Here is a 20,387-nt window from a genome sequence, read left to right as displayed (position 1 = left end):
ATATTTTGTCTTTTGTCCAGCTATGAACGCCTTATTCGATTTGTTCTATCAGGCTATTGATCTTTCCTATACAGGCAGAAGCAAATCCCTTATCAGGCAACTGAGATGCAATTATTCTAAGATAGCCCAAAACATCCTTTAAAGTTTTATCCGTAGAAGTTTTAGGGTCTATTGTTTTTTTCAAAGCACCTTTTACATTTAAGAGAATCATCCTGCGTTTTAACCCGACCTCTCCGGACAATTTATTTATAACATATTCCATTTGAATACGCTCATTACTTATAAGAAAATCTTTTAATTCGATAGAAGGAAGATTATCCATCAAGTCACGCAAATAGACAAAGAGATTAACTATTTCATAACCCTCGATAATATCCAACTCTTCTTCAAATCGAGGAGATTCTTTTAAGCTGTGAGGCAGAAGTGAAAGATACGGTTTATCGGAAAGTTTATTTACAATTTCATCAACAGAATCGGAAGTATCCAAATCATCATCAAAGGAAGAAGGAATAAGGGAGTCGGGAGCCGTACCCGCAGGATCTAAAAAATCCTCATCATCAGAGCTTAAATTTGTTTCTTCGGACAAAGGCACATTCGAGCTGGCAGGCAGATCATCAATTAACTCATTTTCATTATTTAATTCATCTTCATTACTTAAAGAATCTTCAGCACTTAGATCCATCTCATCAAGGTTTGGACTACCCGAAGCTTGAGACGTTTTTTTATCTGCCGGTTTTTCAGACAGAGGGCTAGAAGCGTCCCTTGATTCCGGTACTGCTTCCAATTCCGGTTCCATTTCGATTCCTTCATCTTCCGAACCAAAGCTGTCAGCTGTGTCAGGCTTTGCTGCAGAAAAGGGCATATCGGCTGTGTCGGGCTTTCCGGATTTTGCGGCAGAGCTAAGATCTTGGGGATAATCCGATTCCGGTATACTTGATTGCTGCTGCGGCTGAGCTTGATAAGAAGCCGGTTCATTTGGAGGTACTTGATACGGCGGAGATTGAAGAGGAGCCGATTCACTTGAAGGAGATTGATATGGCTTAGATTGGGAAGGAGCAAAGTCCTTTGTAGGTGTTGTTTCTTTTGCAGGAACATCTCCTTTTGATGAAGTATCTTGAAGTTGTAACTCTTCTTCAGGTATATCGTTCTTTCGATTCCTATTGGGCCCCGGCTTGCCCAGCTCAAGAGGATCATACTCGGCCCCTATGTCCGGACTATCGTCAATGGGTGCATCAACATAGACCAAATTATCTAAAGAATCTTCATCTTCTCCTCGATCAAAAACTTCATCATCAGCCAATTCCATTAAATCATCAAAAGGCATCTCTAAATCAGGCATATCTTCAAAGCTTTCGCTAAGAGTTATTTCATCATCATCTTCAAAATTTACCGCCCCCAAATCTTCTAAATCCGGTTCAGGGCTTATATCAAGTTCTTCTTGAGGAGGGCGCAGCTTATCAAGATTTTTATTCAGAATACCGTCATCGCCGTAAGACTTAACGGCATCTTCATATAACTGAACGGACTTGGACAAACTGCCTATATCGTCATTTTCTATTTTATCGGTTTGAATATCAACAATTTTATTTGCAAGACGAACAGCTTCAACAGTATTGCCTTCATTTTTGTTCAGCTCCAAAATTGCCGCAAGAGCTTCGGTATTATTTGCATCATTTTTTATTATTTTATTATATTCATGCTTGGCTAAATCATACCTTTTCATTTGTTCATAAGCTTTTCCTAGTTTTAACCTTGCAGAAATTTCTTGAGGCTTTTCATTTAGATATTTGATAAGTTCATTTGCGGCTTCTTTATATTTATCGTTATGAAAATATAAATCAGCCAATTCGGCCCTCATATTTATTTCGCTCGGAGACAACTGAAGTAAGTGTTCAAAAATAAGCTCTGCTTTTTTTGTATCCCCTAATACCGAATAAAGCTTACCCTGCATTTTAAGAACATCTTTATCGCCCTTAATTTCTTTACTTAAATGATTTAAGATTTCTTTAGCCTTTGCATAATCTTCAAGCATCAAGCAAACTTCTGCCGTGCTCAATAGTAGTTCTTTATTATTAGGATATTTCTCTTTATTATTTATCAAAATATTATAAGCATCAAAATATCTTTTTTGTGCTTTAAGCATATTGGCATATCCGAGTACTGCAGGCAAAAAGTTTCCATTTATAGAAACGGCTTTTTTATAAAAATCTTCGGCATCTTTATCTTCATGAATTTTTTCATAAAGCTTAGCTAATTTTGTAAAATTTTCTTCCGATTGACCTGTTGACCCTATAATCATTTTATAGGTTTCAATCGCCTTTCCGAGTTCTTCCATTTCTACATAACAATCGGCAATAGCCGCAAGAGCCTCATACCAATTAGGTTTTGTTTTCATGGCAGTTTGATATGAATTAATCGCTTCTTTATAATGCTTTTCTTCTTTATACAACTCTGCAAGATTAAAATTCAAAAAAGGATGATTGGGATCTACTTTTAAACCGATCTTATAAGTTTCAAGAGCTTTAGGGTAATCTTTGCATAAAAAATATACGCTTCCTAAATGGTTATATGCAAGGGCATCATCCGGTTTTATATCCAATACATCGGTAAAACATTGTATTGCATGTTTGTAATCGCCGTTTTGTTTATATGTATTGCCTAGATTATAAAGAGTTGTTTCATTTTTGCTGTCTATAGCCTTTGCCTTTTCCAAGATAACTATCGACTCATTAAACATGTTAAGACGGCGGTAGATAACGCCCATATTGTTTAGAATATCTGAATTATTGGGATTAAGAGAATTTAGTTCTTTGTATATTTCCAAGCCCTTTTTCATATCGCCCGATCGGATATAGAGTTTTCCCAAAAGATTTTTTAATTGATAATACTCATCAGGTGTATTTTTTTGTTTTTTTAATTGATTTAATAAAATTTTTTCTGCAAAAGCATAGTCACGAGATAAAATAGCTGCATTAGCCTGCTCAATTATAATGTTCAAATTACTCGACATTCTTTCCTTCCTTTTTACTTTGCAGAGGCCGAGCCCACACCTCTTTTGATGTATCTCCGGCATGTTCTCCATTCTCTTCATCATAAGCGGCTATTGCAAAAAAGTATATTTTGCCGTTTTTTAAATTTTCTATTTTATAACTTATCACATTTCCTACATCAATCGGAGAACCTTCAACGAAATATTCACCTTTTTTATTTCCAAAATAAATAAGATAACCCTTTACATCCGTATCTATAGAAGGAGACCAAAATAATTCAACCGATGAATCTCCTGCCCTTGCAATAAGCTTTGAAGGAGGAAGAGGAAGGTTATCTTTTTCATACTCCAAAGAAAATGAATGGATAAGGGGAGATTTAAGCCCTTCCGCATCGGGATAAATATTACAAGCAATCTGAAAGAAACGGCCCGAAATATTTTTTATCTCTTCATTCGGTCTGATACTCTTCCATTCAGGATAGGTTCCGTTCCAATTAAAAGGACTATCGGCAGCTCTGATAAAAAATTCCGCATCGGTTTGTTCGGGTTTATCATATAAGGCTTTTAAAACACGAGGCTGCGATTTATTTCCTCCGGTATCGATTATATTCGTTTCTATACGGCCTCCGTCTTGAGGGTACTTTTCAAACAAGGAAGATATTTCCCAAGGCATTCCGAATTGGGAAAAAAAGTTTGTTACTTTTAGTTCATCGATTAAACCGGAATAGTTTAAGCCTATGAGTACATCCGATGAAGTACCCAATGCAGAATACAACACCTGATTGCTCTCTCTTCCCGTCTCGGTCATATAAACAATGGCTTCGGACTTACCGTTCATCCTATATTCCAAAAGACCGGTAGTTTCATCATAAGTAATAAGATGATGACTCCAAATTTCGGGGATTATGTTTGACTTTCCTGAAAGTCTGACATCCAGTCCCTTATTGTTTTTGTCCTGCCAAATATTTAAAAAAGACCATTCGAGCTTATTGTTAAAAATACTTGCCGCAATATTTTGATACATTGTTTTTCTGCCCTCAACTAAGGAAGTCCACCAGCGCAAAATCGTACTTCCGCTTTCCGTTGTCTGAGGGCATAGCCAGAATTCTATTGTAAAGGATTTTAGAATTTTAGTGCCTGCAAAAAAAGAAGTCTTTGAGGGTTTTAATGTCAAACTTTCATTATTGGAATTATAATGAAAAAGAGCCGCACCTTCTCCGATTTTTGCCTTTTCAGCACCAAGATGGATAATCGATGAATTAGCTACAGTATAATTTCCGGTTTCTTCAATCGTATCCTTAAAATCGAAGCTAAGGTACATATCCGTAGTTTCGGTAATATTATGAGAAGCGGATGTCAATCCCAAAGACTGAAAGCCGAATTTCCCGTTTCTTTGTTCTATATTGCGGGAATAAAAAAGATTATTCCAACCCAATTTTCCGCCGAAATTCAGTACCGCATCTTCAGAAAAAGCGGAAATTAAGAGAAGATTAAAAAATATAAGGCTCACAACAGAGCTTTTTCGTAAATTCAGTTTAAATTTATACATAATCTGCATTTATTATCGGCAAAAAAGCCCTGTAGGTCAATAAAATAACCGCGTTTTTATAGATTTAGAATATTTTTCGGCAATAATTGAATCAACAAACCTCCGCACGAATAAAAAACCGGCCTAAATTAAGCTTTAACTGCCTAATTATCCGGCCGGTTTGGTTTAAAACTAAAAAGACAAAATCTTTTCTAAATTGAAATGTTTAGTTAGCTTTTTTCTGTGTAAGTTTCATTATAACGTAAAAAACGGCTCCGACTACAAGACCGCCTAAACCGAATAAAATCTTGTCCCAGCTTGAATTATATAAAAGCCAAAGGCTTATTCCTACCGCCAAAAAAGAAACAACATAAACACCGGGAATTCTAAAAGAGCCTTTCATACCGCGTTTTCTGAATACTAAGATTGCAAGACAGGTCGGTATATATTGAGCAAAGCGGGAAACAACCGAAATTGCGGCAAGTTTTGAAAAACTGCCCGTTAAGCAAACCAAGGCTGTCAAGGCGGTTGTTAAAATAACCGAAATGTAGGGAACATCTTTTTTATTTCTTTTAGTTACAAACTTGGGTAAAAAACCGTCGTCGGCAAGAGCTACGGCACTTCGAGGAGCTAAGAAAGAAGAAGCAACATTTATTCCGCCTATTGAAACCAAGGTTCCGGTTGTAACAACGGCTTTTGCAACGGGGCCTAAAAACTTTGCGGCAGCATCTGCAACAGGAGCTTCACTTGCTGTAAGTCCATCACCCAAAATACCTATAGCAACTACTTGAATAAGTATATAAAAAACGGAAACACCGCTGATTACCAAAACAATAGCAAGAGGAACATTTTTTTCAGGCTTATCCATATCTTCAGCGGCAACGGCAATAGATTCAAACCCCGTAAAGGCATAAAAGATTAAAAGAGCAGCTGCTCCGAAAGACGTTGTAGTTAAGGCACCTACCGACTGCATAGGTTGAAAATTATCGCCTTTTATAAAAAAGATACCTAAAAGAATAAAGAAGATAAGGGGCACCAATTTTCCGATTGTAATAACATTGTTTACGATTTTTGAAATTCGTACTCCAGCAATGTTCATCAATCCTAAAAACAAAAGAATAGCTACGGCTATAACGCTTCGCCAAAAAGGTGTTGCTGCTAAAGGAAATACACTTCCTAACGCTGTGGGAAAACCTACAGCCATTGCAGCCCAAGCAATAACCATTATTGCCCATTTCATAAAGCCTACTTCAAAACCGACGAATTCGCCGAAGGCTTCTTTTGCATAAACATAAGGACCGCCGTTCTTTTTAAACAAGCCTCCTGCTTCAGCAAAACAAAGTGCAATCAAAATAACCAAAACGGCATCGAATAAAATAACTCCGATACTCGATACACCGACCAATTTGGCGGCCTTTCCCGGAAGCAAAAATATTCCGGTACCGACAATGGCATTTACTCCAAGAAGGCAAATACTTAAAAGCCCTAATTTACCTTTATTTTCCATTTTCAACTCCTTATACTGAAATATGATAGATAGATTAAACAGCCGGAATCAGCTAACAACGATTTATAAATTCTTTAAACAGATCCAATGACGCCTTATGTACGGCCGCCATCATTTCAGGATGAAACTGAACACCCATTATAAAACCTTCTCCCGTATATTCTATGGCTTCAACCACACCGTCAGGAGCATAAGCCGTAATCTTAAAATCCTTTGCAAGGTCTTTTACAGCCATGTGATGATAAGAATTAACCATATCTTCCTTGCCGAAAACTTTTTGCATAATTGAAGCAGCTTCGGTCTTGATAGAATGAGTGCGTTCCTGCGGGCGGGCTTTTTGAACATGCTGTATTTGAATATCTCTTTTTATGAGTGAAAGATCTTGATAAAGTGAGCCGCCGAAGGCAACATTTAAAATCTGCATTCCCCTGCATATCCCCAAAACAGGCTTTTTTAAAGCCTTAGCTGCTTTGATAAGGCTCAGTTCGTAAACATCCCTCTTAGGAAGAATTTCTCCAAGACAGGAAAGCGGCTCCTCATTAAAAAAATGAGGCTCGACATCATGCCCGCCCATAATGATAATCCCTGAAAGATTTTCAAGCTGTCTTTGAATAGCATCTTCGTCATCAATTATAGGGAGCATAAGGGGAACTCCTCCCGCAGCCAGCACCGAATTCACATAGTCGGCATTGGTGTACATTCTTTCATAACCTGCAAAAAGACTTTGTGAGGTTTCATAGAGGCAGCTGCCTGTAATTCCTATAAGCGGTTTTTTCATAATAAACTCCTGTAATAGTTTTTAAAGGATTAAAAAATCCTATTGTATCCGGATTACTTCCACTTTAAAAGCTTTTTTATTTTTTTTCCGTATTGGTCCTTTAAAGAAGAATAGATATAATTTTCACCTATCTTTGCAGCAATTGCAATTTTCATGATGGATTTTTTAAGATATTCTATTTTTGCCGACATGTAGGCAAATAAGATCGAGTTGATTAAAACAATTATTGCACATATAAGAATAATTCCAATATAAATCGAGTGATCATAATCATTGCATGCTGCAATTAAAGCTAAAATAACTACCACTGACGGAAGAGTAATCCATACAAAAAAATGGAACCAGCCTGCTTTTTTTAGCATTTTATTTAATGATTTCATATCCTCTATATTATATTGAAACAGTAGGTCTATAATCAATTTAACGCCGTAAGCGTCTTCTTTTGTTTCAGCAAAAAAGTCTGTATTTTCTTGCTGACCGGAATTACTTCTAAAATCTTCTTGTGAGCTATCTTCATATTTTGTTTTTATTATATAGGGTTCAGCCAACTGTAGATATTTTTTTAACCGATTAATAATTTCTTCTCCGGCATAGGCGAAAGAATTCTTGTTGCAATAGGCATAGAATTCTCTTATAAATTTATTTACATCCATATTTTTATTACTTGCCGACATTTCGAACATTCTATACAAAAGTTCACTGTATATTTTTTCATTTACATGTTTAAATCCGGATAAATCCAAAAAAATTGCTTTTTTGTAAAAACCGTAGAAAGTTTTTTCCGAATTTTTAATTTTCTTCAATATTTGAGTATCAAGCTCAATGATGTATTTAACAGGATCATATTTATCCAATATATCCTGCTTTAAGCCTACATTATTTGCAAGCTCAATTTCATACTCTATATGATTATCAATAGATTGCAGCACTTGAACCAATTTAGCAGTATATGAATTTAAAACCTTTTCAGAATAATTTTTGTTTATACCTGAAAACTTTTCTTTAATATTAGTAAAAAAATTCCACATATCATTCCTCGTTTCCATATCGGCCGATTAAATCACTTTATTTTAATCGGCTTGAGTATAACACAAAATTATATCTTATTCAATGGAGGCTATAAAAGGCTCATTGAGTAAAATTTCATTATATTTTAATTAAATATAATGTTGACACAAGAAAAATAGCATGATATAAATATAGTTATATGAACAGCTCGGTGAGCTGCTTGTTTGAAATTTTGAAATATAGACATTTTAGTAGAAAAACAAACTATTGCCGGAAGAGGAAAAATGAAAAAGAATTGTTTATCAATCTTATTGATTGGATTTTTGTGTATGAATTTATTTTCACAAAGTTATGACGAGCGAAGAATCCTTTTTGGTGAAAACTATCAGGCAATTCAAAAAATCTCAAAAGAAAGGGAATCTATAATAAAAGATTCCTATTCGGAGGTGCTTGCTTTTGCAAATAAATTTCATATTTTTTCAGACTCTTCTTTGGTAGAACATGGTATTTATAAGGAAGTCCATAATTCATTTGTTTTTTATAGGTTTTTATTTACCGATAATCACTCGTATGGAACTTTTGTTTTTAACTATTTGCAGATTTTTTGTCTTGCATACAAAAACAAACTTTATGTCTTGGGTTCTTCTTATTTACATGAAGCACATTTGATAGAGGAAACGATTCACGTTGCTGAAGAAAATATATATTCAAATTATTCTGTCATTCAAGAGGATGACGATTTTGAAATTATAATGCATAAAACAAAAGACAAAACCGAGTCCTATGATGATGGGGAAAGCGATTCCGAATCAACTGTTGAAGTGTCGGGAGATGGAAAAGCATATTTTTATAAATTGTCGGATATTCTTAAAACAATAGAAAAAAACTATAGTAAGGCAGGTAGTATAGTGCAAGTAGAATTGAAAGACTATAAATCTGTAAGTTGTGGAAGAACATTGATTGATGAAAAATGTCCGTTTATGTATACAATTCAAAATGCATTCGATAAAAATCCTGAAACAGCTTATGTAGAAAACACCGAAGATAATGAAATTACTATTTCAATATTTAGTGATAAAAAAATAAAACGAGTCGGCATAATAAATGGGTTTGTAAAAAGTTCTAATTTATATGAAAGTAATAACCGTATAAGAGAAATGTATATTAATGATAAGATTTTTGAGTTAAAAGATGTGCATTCAAAAGACTTCGTATTTTTTGGTATTCCGCTTTCTTCCGACATCTATATTCAAACTGTAGAATTATATAAAGGAAACCGTTATTCCGATACTTGTATTGCAGAAATACAAATTAAATAGTAAGCGACCTTCAAAGCTGGGATGCGAGGCTTTATAAAAAGATATGAATTGTTTTAAGACTATTATCGAATTACAAGATATTCTCTTCCCGAAATTTTATACAGCAATGGATTCTGAAAATAATGAATATATATTTTTAAAAACTCAAGATTCAATGATAAATTCATTGGATAAAGTATCTGATAAAACACAATTAGAGGCATATGAAAATCATATTCATATTTTAAGATTTCATCAATTATGGGAAAATGAAGAACCGTATTATGATGTAAAAGATTTTCCAAATATCGAGGTATTTAAGATTAGAGCCTAAACCCCAATTAATAGCTTAGGCTCTTTAATTAAAGTAGATGTGATGGGTATTTCTGCATACCGAGTGGCAAAAGAAATCAATATGAACCTGAAGCGCAGCCTACATCCATCTTTGTATGATATCAAGAACCTGCTTTTTTGCTTTTTCCTTTTCTTCTTCCGTATCGGAAAAAAGAACAGCAGGATTTATATTCAGAGCATGACAAATTTTTAAAAGAGTATCAAGGCTGGGAGTCCTTTTACCCGTTTCAATATAATTTATCATATTTTGGGAAATATCCGCCCGCAAAGCCAATTCCAACTGGGATAAACCTGCTTTTTCTCTTTCTTTACGAAGTCTATTGATAACAAGATTTTGTTGTTCTCTTAGAAACACACTCATTCATAATATTTTAACTAAATATAGTATTGACACAATGAAATATAGTATGATATTATCATAAATATAGTTAGATTGACCTGTTTAAAGACAGGTGTACAGAACCAATTTAACATTTTCAACAAAAAAATAATTGCAATGTAAAAAGGTATTGCAAAAAGGAAGGTTTAGACTATGAAAAAAATGATTATTGTTTTTTTCTGTATGTTGTTTATTTCTGTAAATAGTTTTGCAGAATTCGTAATCAGCCCTACATTAGGAGCTTCGAATGTATTCTCTACAGATGTATTCCCTCCAACCGTATACATAGGAGGTCTCTCACATAAAGAGAAGAGCTCACTGTCATGGACGCCAATGAATTTCGGAATATTACTCGGCACAGTAAAGGAAAAAGGTTTCACCTTTTTGTTTTCAGTTGATGCTTTGTTTATCGGGAATGTTAATGCAAATTACAAAGAATTTGTAAGGGATACGGAGGTCTTGAACTTCAAAGCCAAAGCTAAAATCGGCGGAGGAGCTGTTGCACAAGGAAATTTTTTATTTGGATACACATATAAGGGTGTTCCCAATTTATATTTAACTTTTGCTTCCGGATTAACTCTTGGCGGTGGAGTAAATACGATAAAAGAAATATCGACATCAGGTATTACAGTACCAAATATTAATGTTTCCTTAAAAACGGCTAATTTTGGAATTCCATTATATTTTAGCGCAAGTTATTATTTCACTGATAAAATTGGCATAAATGTCAGTTTTTTGAATAGTTTTTGCGCCGGCTGGCAGTGGTATAACGATAAGTCGCCTTTACCATATTTAGGTACAGGTTACGGCCCCGAAACGCCTGCATTTGTTAATGTTTTTACATTTAAGATAGGTCCTACATTTAAACTTTAACATCAAGCGTCTGCATACACAAAAGTTCTGTAATGTATGCAGACGCTTGTCAATATTATGGTGTCGATATAATAGATGTTTATGATTTTGCTTTGCCAGACGTATTTTAATTTATACAGGTATACAAAACCAATCCGACAGTTTTTCGCATCTCAAAAAATTCTTTGCGTTCTTTGCGCCCCCTGCGGTTAAATACCGACCCCCAGCTGTCCCTGCCGGCAACTTTCCCCTTTAATTGATTTTTTCCCGTCTTTGTGATAAACTTTCAAGCGGTTAAAGGATTGAAAATTTAATGAAAGAAAAAAAAGAAATTTTTACACTTTTACATCAAGATGCGGCTTCTCCTGCAAGGACGGGAGTTTTGGAGCTGCCTCATGGAAAGGTGCTTACACCGGCCTTTATGCCTGTGGGAACGGCGGCTACCGTAAAGGCGATGACAAAGGATGACTTAGACGAAATAGGTTTTGAAATTATTTTGGCCAATACATACCATCTTTTTTTACGCCCGGGAATTGAAGTTATAAAAGCGGCTGGAGGCTTACACGGCTTTTCAGACTGGAAAAAAAACTTTTTAACCGATTCAGGGGGCTTTCAAGTTTTTTCGCTTTCACAATTAAGAAAAATTACCGAAGAGGGTGTAAAATTTCAAAGCCATATAGACGGAAGCCGTCAATTTTTAAGCCCTGAAATTGCGGTAGAATTGCAGACGGGTTTTAACAGCGACATTCAAATGCAGCTGGACATCTGCTCTTCTTTTGGGATAAGCAAAACCCAAACCCTTGCCGACCTTAAAATAACTATGAACTGGCTCGACAGGGCCTTTGCAGCTTGGCACAATACCCCCCATGAATATGACGGAGCCCTCTTTCCTATAGTACAAGGCGGGTTCTTTGAAGACCTAAGACTTCAAAGTCTTGAAGCTATCTTAAAGCATGAGCCTAGGGGAATTGCCATAGGCGGCCTTTCCATAGGAGAACCTAAAGACCTCTACCAAGAATATTTGAGCTTTACCGCAAAGCACATCCCTAAAAATAAACCCCTCTATGTAATGGGAATCGGAACTCCCGACTACATCCTAGAGGCTGTAAAAAACGGAGTCGATATTTTTGATTGCGTACTGCCTTCCCGAAATGCCCGAAACGGAAACCTTTTTACCCATGAAGGAGCCATTTCAATTAAACGGAAAGAGTACGAATTTGACTTTAACCCGATCGATTCTCAATGCAAGTGCAAGGTTTGCCGACAATATACAAGGGCCTATTTGCGGCATTTATTTAGAACAAAAGAAATTTTATACTCAATGCTTGCAACCTATCATAACTTGGCTTTTTTATATAGTATGGTACAAGACATAAGAGAGGCCATCCAAAATGATTCTTTTAACGATTATTATAAAAACTTTTTAAAGAAATATGAAAATCGTTTAGACTGAGTATTGTGTAAGTCTAAAACCGGTAGTGTTTTGCAAGGCAAAAACTTGTATCACGGAGGATAATTTATGAAAACCCTAAAAAAAGAATTAAACTTTTTTTTAAAACCCGGCGTACTAAGCCTCTTATTTATTTTAAGCTTCGCAGTTAAACTTGGAGCCCAAGAAACCGCCCAGCCTCCTTCAGAAAATAAGGCAGCTCAAGCTGATGAAAAAAAGAAAAAAGAAGTTTCGGAATTTGAAGAAAAAAGAGATACGATTCTTTACGGCATAGGCGACGATATCTTGGAACTTATAAAAAGACTAAAAGCCGATGAAGATGACCGCTTTGATACCGATTTACAGAAAGTATTTGCCGAGACCAAGATTCCTGCAATCAGAGAAGCCTTATTTGCTTACTTTGCCGAAAAAAAGAATGATTGCTTAAAGGCCGATGCCCTCATGCTCTTGGAAAATAAAGATGACGCCCCCCAAGAAACTGTCCGTTCAGCGATCTCCTACATACGGGACCTTGAGATATATGAAGGTATAGATTTTTTAAGGCAAATCTTAAAAGATGAAGAAAGCGAGTACAGGGACCTTTGTATTTCGGCAATAGGAAAGATAGGAAAACCGGAGGATGCCGTTTTTCTTACAGAGCTTTTTGACTCCGAGGCTTCAGATGATGAAAAAAAATCATTGATAATAAAGCAAAACATAATGTTTGCATTGGAAGATCTGCACACTCCCGAAATATGGGATTTTTTAATCCGTACGGCGGAAGATTCCGATCAAAATTCCATCATAAGAGGTTCTGCCGTTTCAGCCCTAGGAAAAATAGGCGATGAACGGGCTATCCCGATTTTATCCGAAATTTTTGAAAGTAAAGATCCGATTTTAAGAACTGCTGCTATAAAGGGTATTGCAGGCTTTAAGGATGTAAAGGCCAAAAGCGTCCTGACTCAAGCCTTTAAGGATTCCTATTATAAAGTAAGGCTTCAAGCCGTTCAGTCCGCAAAAGAAGAAAAAGCCGAAGATGCCGTTCCATTTATTTTATACCGTGCAAAAAAAGATCCTGAAAATGTTGTAAAACTGGCCGCCATCGAAGCCCTCTCTCATTTTAACAATGCGGAAGCAAACGAATGGCTCATAGATTCTTTTAATGAAGAAAGAACGGGCTTATCCATCCGCTTAAAAATTGCCGAAAGCCTTTTAAAGAATAACTTTGATGTAATTTTCGATGATGTAAAGAAGGCTGCATTAAAAGCTATTTCGGACAAACAAAAAAGCAAATTTTCCGCAGAGCTTGGCAAGGTTATTTCAACAATCGAAAACAGAGGAACGGCGCCTATAGCCGAGGCCTATCTAAACCATAAGGATCCGATTTTTAAGAGTATAGGGCTTGATATGTTCAAACGGAATAAATATCCCGAGCTGGTGCCCCTTGTTTCCTTAATTGCCGAAGACGAAAAAAACGGAGCGTTGAGCCGAAGGGCTAAAGACCTCTTACAATCAGGTAATACAAACAGCGCTCAAAACAATCAAACAGGCACTAAATAAAAATGGCAAACCGCTCTTGGTCTTCCGAAGCCCTTGTTCTTTCATTGAAGACATTCGGGGAGGGACACAGAAACGCCCTCCTCCTCTTACCCTATACTGAACACTCCTGCCAGCTGGTAGATGCAGCCGTCTTCGGCGGGCCTAAAAGCAAACTGCGCAGCATGGTCATCCCTTATCATACAGGAGAAGTTTGGATTTATTCCAACCCCATAAAAAATTCAAACAAGATAAGCGACTTTAAGGTAAGCGACTACCGCATAGGCCTCAGCGATAACCTGACCCGTATTTGGTGTGCCGCATTTGCAGCCGAATTAGCCGTAAAGCTTAAGGGAAACATCGATTGGCAAATCATAAATTCCTTTTTAACGGGAATTGCCGTTTCTTCCGAAAACGAATGTAGAAAAGCCCTGCTCCGTTTTTTGTGGCGTGTAATCTCTTTATCTGGTCTTGCCCCAGATATGGAACATTGCTGCCGTTGCGGAATAAGGGTTTCAAGTAAAATGCCGGAAACGGATTACCTTAATAAAAGCGTTTCGGCCTTTTCTTATGCTGAAAAAAACTTTTTTTTCGTTCCGCATGAGGATTCTTGCGTTTGCAGTTCCTGCCTTGATAAACACGAACCGGCCTTTCCCCTTTCAGGCGAAAGCCTTTTATACCTCTTTGCAGTTCAAAATCTTATCCCTAAAATTTCAAGAGAATTAAACCTCTCGGATCAAGCCTATGCCGAGTTAAAAGATTTTTTATTCTATCTTATAAGACTTGCCGCAGGTTCAAATTTTAAAACCCTTGAATCTTGTGATTTTCTGTTGTAATTTCTTTTTAAAAAATTACGATTTCTTTCATCTATCTCATACAATAATATTGAGAGGTGAAAATGAAAAATCAAAATTTACAAGAAACCGATGAGCTGTACCGATGGGAGGATACGCCGGATGACCTTTATTGTCCCTTTGTCTGCGAGACCGACAACCCCGAATACAGTTTGGAAAAAACCGAAGATGCCGTTGCAGTTTGTGCAAAAAACGTTTTCGGTATTCCGTCGCTCTATCCTTGGCAGAGGCTTGCAATAGCCAATATCTTAGATGCGGTTCACGCAGTGGAAGCCCGCATTGAAGCCGAACAAACCGAACTTAAAAATAAAGACGGGGAAGATTCGGACAAAGAGGAAAAAACAAAATTGCTGCAAAAAATTACCTCAAACACCGAAGATGAAAAAATAACTTCACTTTACGATGAGGACGGAATTATGCGGGGCAGGCAAATTATTCTCCTGCCTACAGGAGCCGGAAAATCTTTGTGCTTTCAAGTTCCGGCCCTTCTGCTGGACGGGCCTACAGTAATCATCTATCCCCTCCTAGCCCTTATGAGCGATCAGTTTAGGCGAATGGCGGAGGGCGGACTTGAGCCTGTCATCTTTAAGGGCGGGCAAACTAAAGAAGAAAGAGAAGCCCAGCTTGCACGCATGGAAGGGAGCGACGGCAAACCTCCTGCAAAGCTCATAATTGCAAATCCCGAAGTTCTTTCAGGCGGAACTCTTATAGATAGGATTGCAGCCTGCAATGTGGTTCACTTGGCAATAGACGAAGCACACTGCGTTACCGAATGGGGAGACAGTTTTAGACCTGCCTATCTTGAGCTTACAAACATAATCAAAAAGCTTCATCCTTATGCGGTTTCAGCTTTTACGGCAACAGCGAGTCCTCCGGTTTTACAACGTATAGCCGAAATTCTTTTTGAGGGCAGGGCTCATTTGGTTCGAGGCGAATCGGATAGAACAAATATAATTTATTTTGTAAAGCATTGCAGGGTAAAAAATCCTGCCCTTCTTGAAGAGGTGCAAAAAAGAAAAAGACCTATGGTCATTTTTTGTTCCAGCCGGAAAGGAACGGAACAGACAGCTTCATTTTTGCGGCTCCGTTTAAATGATGAAAATATAAGATTTTATCATGCAGGCCTCGAAAGAGAAGAAAAAGCCGAAACAGAAAAATGGTTCCATGAACATAAAAGCGGTATACTGATATGTACTTGTGCCTGGGGGATGGGTGTCGATAAGAAGGATGTTAAAACTGTAATTCACATGGATCCTTCTCCTACTGCCGAAGCCTATATTCAAGAAGCCGGAAGAGGCGGGCGGGACGGGAGCATTGCCGAAGCAGTTCTGCTATGGTCGCCTGCCGATAAAAAAAGGATAGAGCTTTTACCCGAAAAACAGCGTCTTAGGGCCGGTGTTCTTAAAGACTTTGCCGAAAGCGGAAAGTGCCGCAGGGCAGTTCTATTAAAGGCCCTCGGTGAAACAAGGGCAGAAGCTTCCAATCCCGACGAAGAAGTAATAGCCTGTTCGGGCTGCGATATTTGTAATAAAACGGCTGTTCAATATCCCGAGGACGAAAAGCTTTTTATAAAACTTATAAAAGCAAATAAAAGAATTTTTACTCAAAATGAAGCTATCGATTTTTTTTCTTCAAAGAAAATATTTTGGGAAGCTGGGGATGTAAAGCGTTTAAGTGCAGAGCTGCTTCAAGAGGGGCTTATCAAAAAACTGAAAACCCCTCTTTGGAAGGATAAGCTTAGTGTTTAGATTAAGTTTAAAACTTGATAAGTTTAAAAACTTTCTTCCAAACGGGCAAAATAAGCTTTGGGATGAGCACAGGCAGGACATTTTTCGGGAGCGTTTTTACTTACCACGATAAAGCCGCAGTTTAAGCACTTCCATGTTGTCGGACTTTCTTGTACCCACATAGAATTCTCTTCGAGCCTTTTGATAAAGGCCTCATACCTTTCTGCATGGTATTTTTCGGCAACAGCGATGCTCTCCATAACGGCAGCAATTAAAGGAAAACCTTCTTCCCTTGCAGTTTTAGCAAACTCCGGATACATGTGCTGCCATTCATGATTTTCACCGGCGGCAGCCTGCCTTAGATTTTCCAAAGTTGTACCTACCACGCCTGCAGGAGCCGCAGCCGAAACGGTAACCTCTCCGCCCTCTAAAAAGTTAAAGAGGCGTTTTGCATGTTCCCTTTCCTGCTCTGCCGTTTCAATAAAAATCCTTGCGATTTGCACAAAGCCTTCTTTTTCGGCTGTGCTTGCCCAAAATGTGTACTTATTACGAGCCTGAGACTCTCCGATAAAAGCCGAAAGAATATTCTGTTCGGTCTTTGTTCCTTTTAATGATTGCATACTCTTCTCCTATTAGTATAAAAGTGACTAATGTTCTTAAAAAGGGGCACAGAGTAAAAAACTCATTCTTTAAAAACAAAAGCCTATATTTTAGTATAACTCTATTTTTAAAAGAGTAAAAGAGGGCAAGAAAAATAATTGACAACACAAATTTTGCCTATTATAATATTCTTATTGTAACCAAATAGCCTACGAAGCTCTGACCGAAATGGAAGGAAAGAAATAAACGGAGAGTTAAAAAATGAAATCTAAAAATAGACTTTTTATCGCAATCATATTTATCTTAATCTTACTCTACGGCTGTAAAACAACCGATACAAGTAAAAAACAAAACTACAGTCAAGCCGAGTATTTTAACATGGCAGGGAGCACTGCAAAAGAAAAAAAGATATACCAAGAGCAGTAACCTATTACACAAAGGCTATTGAAGCAGATCCTATTTATGCCGAAGCCTATCTAAACCGCGGAGAAGCATATGTTTATCTGGGTGAACACGAAAAAGCCCTAGCCGATTTTGATAAGGCAATTGAGCTTAATCCTCAATCAGATAAAGCCTATTATTGGAAAGCCGTCTTTTTTGTATACTCAAAGCAAGAGAATAAAGCTCTTGAAAATTTAAATAAATCAATAGAACTTAATGATAAAAACTATAAATATTACGAAACCAGAAGCAGGTTATATATACACTTTAATGAATTTGAAAAAGCTCTTGAAAATGTAAACGCCGCAATTAAATTAAATCCGAAATCTGCAGAACTATATGATTTGCGCGGATCATTTTACATAGAGCTAAAACGCTATGATGATGCAATAAATTCTGCGAATGAGGCCATTTCATTAGATCCTAACTATATGCAAGCATATTATGGACTAATTTTAGCCTATATGTCTGCAAATAAACATAATGAAGCATTTGAAGCCATCAATAAAACAATTAAACTAAAACCTCCATACATAGATATGTTATATGGGTTTAGAGCCAGCTTATTTTCACTACAAGGCCGATATAAAGAAGCTATTGAAGACTGCAATACCAGTATAAAAATAAATTTCCATAATGCGATTGTATACAATATTAGAGGAACGGCTTACTTAGCTCTAAAAGAATATAAAAAGGCAATAGAAGACTTTGATATGGCTATTAAATTTGCTCTAGAAAACCAAAATACAGAAAAACAAGATGCCATCGAATACAAACAAAAAGCCTACGAAGCCTTGGCTGAAATGGAGAGAAAATAAAAAAATTACTATATTGACAAGAAAAGATTTATATCTTACCATATACTATAGGAGGATTAAGTATGAAAGAAAATTCAAACATAAAAAAATCAGGAATCAGAATATTAACCATTGAAGAGCTGTATATGATAAACGGCGGTAAACAGACATCTAAAGATGAGAATGAAGGAGATTATACAGTAAAACAAGGAGATACTTTAAGTAAGATAGCACGGGAACACTATCCTGATGCAAGCACTAAGGAGTTATCCGAAAAAATTAAAGAAATTGCAAAAAACAGCGGTATAGAAAACCCTGACCTGATACGGCCGGGGCAAAAAATAGTATTTGGCGATAAAGAAAGCAGCGTATCGTCGTCTTCCTCTACTCCAAGTGAACCGTCGCAGACTCAAACGGATTCTTCTTCGACAACATCACAGGAAGAATATGGGGACAAAACCGATTATTCGGAAAGAGGGGATACCGAACCGGATATGACGGAGAATACTCCAAATAAACAGGAAAAATCCTATGGTAAAGAAAAGCAAGTAAACGGAAATGGGCAACATTCATCAGACGAGAAAAACTCAAACAAACAAGAGTCATCATTTGGGATTTCTATCGCAGATATTAAAACAAAAAAGGGCTTTTTTAAACAAGATAATAAATTAAAAAAAATAGATAATGATAAAACCATAGATACTTCAGAAAAATTTAAAAATCAATTAAATAATCTAAAAACAATCACACAAGATATAATGGATGGTGAGCATAAAAATAAGAATGAATATGATCCCGATGCCAATATTTTTAAAGGCCAAGATCCAAAATCTCTAACCAATACCATAGTTAATTTTGTAACCAACCATTATGAAAAACTTCCTCTACTGGGAGGGTTTGGCCTCATTGCAGGCGCTTTGTATTTAGGCAATGAAACGGTAAGAAACGGAATTAACTCTCTGATAGAGACCAGGGGTACAATTACCAAGCCCTTAAATGAAAATTCAAATTTTTCATTTAGCTCCTTACCGGGAACATCTAACACAAAAGAGGGTGAAACTGTATATTATGTACAACCTCAGTTTGGAATAGATATAAAAACACCTTTTAAATCAGGTGCGGGAGCAGGTAATATTTATGTAGAAAACAGAATAAGAACTAATTTGGATGTATATTCGACTAAAACAGGACCATTTCCACAACTGACCGGAAAAGATAACAATCCTTTTTCAACTCTGCAAGTTGACATCGGTGTACAAATCCAATACTAACCGGAGAGGCGCAAATGAAATCTAAAAATAAATTTTTTATCACAATCATATTTTTATTAATCTTAATCTACGGCTGCAAAACAACAAATAGAGATACAACCGATACAGAAAAAAAACAAAACTACAGTCAAGCCGAGTATTTTAACATTGCAGGGAACACTGCAAAAGAAAAGAAAGACGGAACAAGGGCTATATACTATTATACAAAAGCTATTGAAGCAGATCCGGCTTATATTGAAGCTTATCTAAACCGCGGAGAAATGTATTATTACGTAAATGAACACGAAAAAGCTCTAGCTGACTTTGATAGGATAATTGAGCTTAATCCGAAAGAAGATAAAGCCTATTATTTTAAAGGTTTATTGTTTAATGATGCAGGTAACTATAATAAAGCTATTGAAAACTTAAATACTGCGATAAACTTAAACGATAAAGATTATGAATATTACGAAGCAAGAAGCCGAGCTTATGAACAAATCAATGAATATGAAAAAGCTTTTGAGGATATAAATACTGCAATTAAATTAAATCCGAAATCTGCAAAACTATACAATTTAAGAGGGAGATTGCACGAACATTTTGAAAGAACTGATGATGCAATAAACGACTTTAAAATAGCTATTAAATTGGATTCTAATGATATATGGCCGTATAATGGACTACTTTTTATATATCTGGAAATGGATAAAAATAATGAGGCATTTGAAATTGTCAATAAGATGATAAAAATGAAGCCTTCATGGATAGGTATACTATATGGAATACGCGGAACATTATTTTCAATGAGAGGGCAATATAAAGAAGCCATAGAAGACTGTAATACCGGTATAAGGATGTATCCTCATAATGCCTCTCTATACAATATCCGAGGAAAAATTTATTTTGATCTCAAAGAATACAAAAAAGCAATAAAAGATTTTGATATGGCTATTAAATTTGCTCTAGAAAACCAAAATACAGAAAAACAAGATGCCATCGAATACAAACAAAAAGCCTACGAAGCTCTGACCGAAATGGAACAAAAGAAATAAACGGAGAG

The 20,387-nt window shown here is 36.4% G+C and carries 16 protein-coding genes and 1 pseudogene; 10 read left to right on the top strand and 7 right to left on the bottom strand.

Annotated elements, in window-relative coordinates:
* Positions 1-31: 31 nt before the first annotated feature.
* From TDE_RS02165 to TDE_RS02145, 5 genes are all read right to left on the bottom strand, one after another.
* Complete coding sequence (locus TDE_RS02165) at positions 32-3,010, bottom strand: tetratricopeptide repeat protein (protein ID WP_002681534.1); 2,979 nt, start codon at positions 3,008-3,010, stop codon at positions 32-34.
* Entirely contained in the window at positions 3,000-4,547 is a 1,548-nt protein-coding gene (locus TDE_RS02160; protein ID WP_164920589.1) for a LamG-like jellyroll fold domain-containing protein, read from the bottom strand. Before TDE_RS02160 ends, TDE_RS02165 begins: the two co-directional genes overlap by 11 nt.
* Positions 4,548-4,743: 196 nt before the next feature.
* Entirely contained in the window at positions 4,744-6,024 is a 1,281-nt protein-coding gene (locus TDE_RS02155; RefSeq protein WP_002681529.1) for an APC family permease, read from the bottom strand.
* 52 nt (positions 6,025-6,076) lie between these two features.
* Positions 6,077-6,802 (bottom strand): gamma-glutamyl-gamma-aminobutyrate hydrolase family protein, encoded by a 726-nt coding sequence (locus tag TDE_RS02150; protein ID WP_002681526.1) that lies wholly within the window; start codon positions 6,800-6,802, stop codon positions 6,077-6,079.
* Between the two features lie 53 nt (positions 6,803-6,855).
* On the bottom strand, positions 6,856-7,830 hold the full coding sequence (locus TDE_RS02145) for a hypothetical protein (protein ID WP_002681524.1): 975 nt from the start codon (positions 7,828-7,830) through the stop codon (positions 6,856-6,858).
* Between the two features lie 264 nt (positions 7,831-8,094).
* Between TDE_RS02145 and TDE_RS02140 the strand changes: the two genes are divergently transcribed.
* Both TDE_RS02140 and TDE_RS02135 read left to right on the top strand, forming a co-directional pair.
* The gene (locus TDE_RS02140; protein WP_010956745.1) at positions 8,095-9,129 is read left to right on the top strand and encodes an NADase-type glycan-binding domain-containing protein; all 1,035 of its coding nucleotides are present in this window, start codon (positions 8,095-8,097) and stop codon (positions 9,127-9,129) included.
* A 43-nt stretch (positions 9,130-9,172) separates the two neighbouring features.
* Positions 9,173-9,442, top strand: coding sequence for a hypothetical protein (locus tag TDE_RS02135; RefSeq protein ID WP_002681515.1), 270 nt, complete (start codon positions 9,173-9,175; stop codon positions 9,440-9,442).
* A 99-nt stretch (positions 9,443-9,541) separates the two neighbouring features.
* Here TDE_RS02135 and TDE_RS02130 read toward each other — a convergent pair whose 3' ends face one another.
* Positions 9,542-9,823 carry a helix-turn-helix domain-containing protein gene (locus TDE_RS02130; protein ID WP_002681514.1) on the bottom strand — a complete coding sequence of 94 codons (282 nt, stop codon included), beginning with the start codon at positions 9,821-9,823 and terminating at the stop codon, positions 9,542-9,544.
* Between the two features lie 171 nt (positions 9,824-9,994).
* Between TDE_RS02130 and TDE_RS02125 the strand changes: the two genes are divergently transcribed.
* From TDE_RS02125 to TDE_RS02105, 5 genes are all read left to right on the top strand, one after another.
* Positions 9,995-10,714 (top strand): DUF2715 domain-containing protein, encoded by a 720-nt coding sequence (locus tag TDE_RS02125; RefSeq protein WP_002681513.1) that lies wholly within the window; start codon positions 9,995-9,997, stop codon positions 10,712-10,714.
* Between the two features lie 292 nt (positions 10,715-11,006).
* On the top strand, positions 11,007-12,146 hold the full coding sequence (gene tgt, locus TDE_RS02120; protein ID WP_002681512.1) for a tRNA guanosine(34) transglycosylase Tgt: 1,140 nt from the start codon (positions 11,007-11,009) through the stop codon (positions 12,144-12,146).
* 66 nt (positions 12,147-12,212) lie between these two features.
* Positions 12,213-13,682 (top strand): HEAT repeat domain-containing protein, encoded by a 1,470-nt coding sequence (locus TDE_RS02115; RefSeq protein WP_002681511.1) that lies wholly within the window; start codon positions 12,213-12,215, stop codon positions 13,680-13,682.
* A 2-nt stretch (positions 13,683-13,684) separates the two neighbouring features.
* Positions 13,685-14,494: a DNA repair protein RecO gene (recO, locus tag TDE_RS02110; RefSeq protein WP_002681503.1), complete on the top strand. Its 810-nt coding sequence runs from the start codon at positions 13,685-13,687 to the stop codon at positions 14,492-14,494.
* Between the two features lie 62 nt (positions 14,495-14,556).
* Positions 14,557-16,260: a RecQ family ATP-dependent DNA helicase gene (locus tag TDE_RS02105; protein WP_002681501.1), complete on the top strand. Its 1,704-nt coding sequence runs from the start codon at positions 14,557-14,559 to the stop codon at positions 16,258-16,260.
* Positions 16,261-16,283: 23 nt separating this feature from the next.
* Here TDE_RS02105 and rbr read toward each other — a convergent pair whose 3' ends face one another.
* Positions 16,284-16,859, bottom strand: a complete 576-nt coding sequence (gene rbr / locus TDE_RS02100) for a rubrerythrin (RefSeq protein WP_002681498.1) — start codon at positions 16,857-16,859, stop codon at positions 16,284-16,286.
* A 241-nt stretch (positions 16,860-17,100) separates the two neighbouring features.
* Here rbr and TDE_RS02095 point away from each other — a divergent pair.
* The 3 genes and pseudogenes from TDE_RS02095 to TDE_RS02085 all read left to right on the top strand — a co-directional run bounded on the left by TDE_RS02095 (position 17,101) and on the right by TDE_RS02085 (position 20,379).
* A pseudogene (locus TDE_RS02095) lies at positions 17,101-18,098 on the top strand (tetratricopeptide repeat protein).
* Positions 18,099-18,160: 62 nt separating this feature from the next.
* Positions 18,161-19,348, top strand: a complete 1,188-nt coding sequence (locus TDE_RS02090) for a LysM peptidoglycan-binding domain-containing protein (protein WP_002681490.1) — start codon at positions 18,161-18,163, stop codon at positions 19,346-19,348.
* A gap of 14 nt (positions 19,349-19,362) precedes the next feature.
* A complete protein-coding gene (locus tag TDE_RS02085) occupies positions 19,363-20,379 on the top strand; it encodes a tetratricopeptide repeat protein (RefSeq protein WP_002681488.1) in 1,017 nt (338 codons plus the stop codon).
* The last annotated feature ends 8 nt before the right edge of the window (positions 20,380-20,387 follow it).

This window comes from Treponema denticola ATCC 35405, from assembly GCF_000008185.1.
In the GTDB taxonomy this organism is placed as follows: Bacteria; Spirochaetota; Spirochaetia; order Treponematales; family Treponemataceae; genus Treponema_B; species Treponema_B denticola.
Note: the sequence above shows the minus strand (reverse complement) of the source record. Positions and strands in the feature narration are given on the sequence as shown.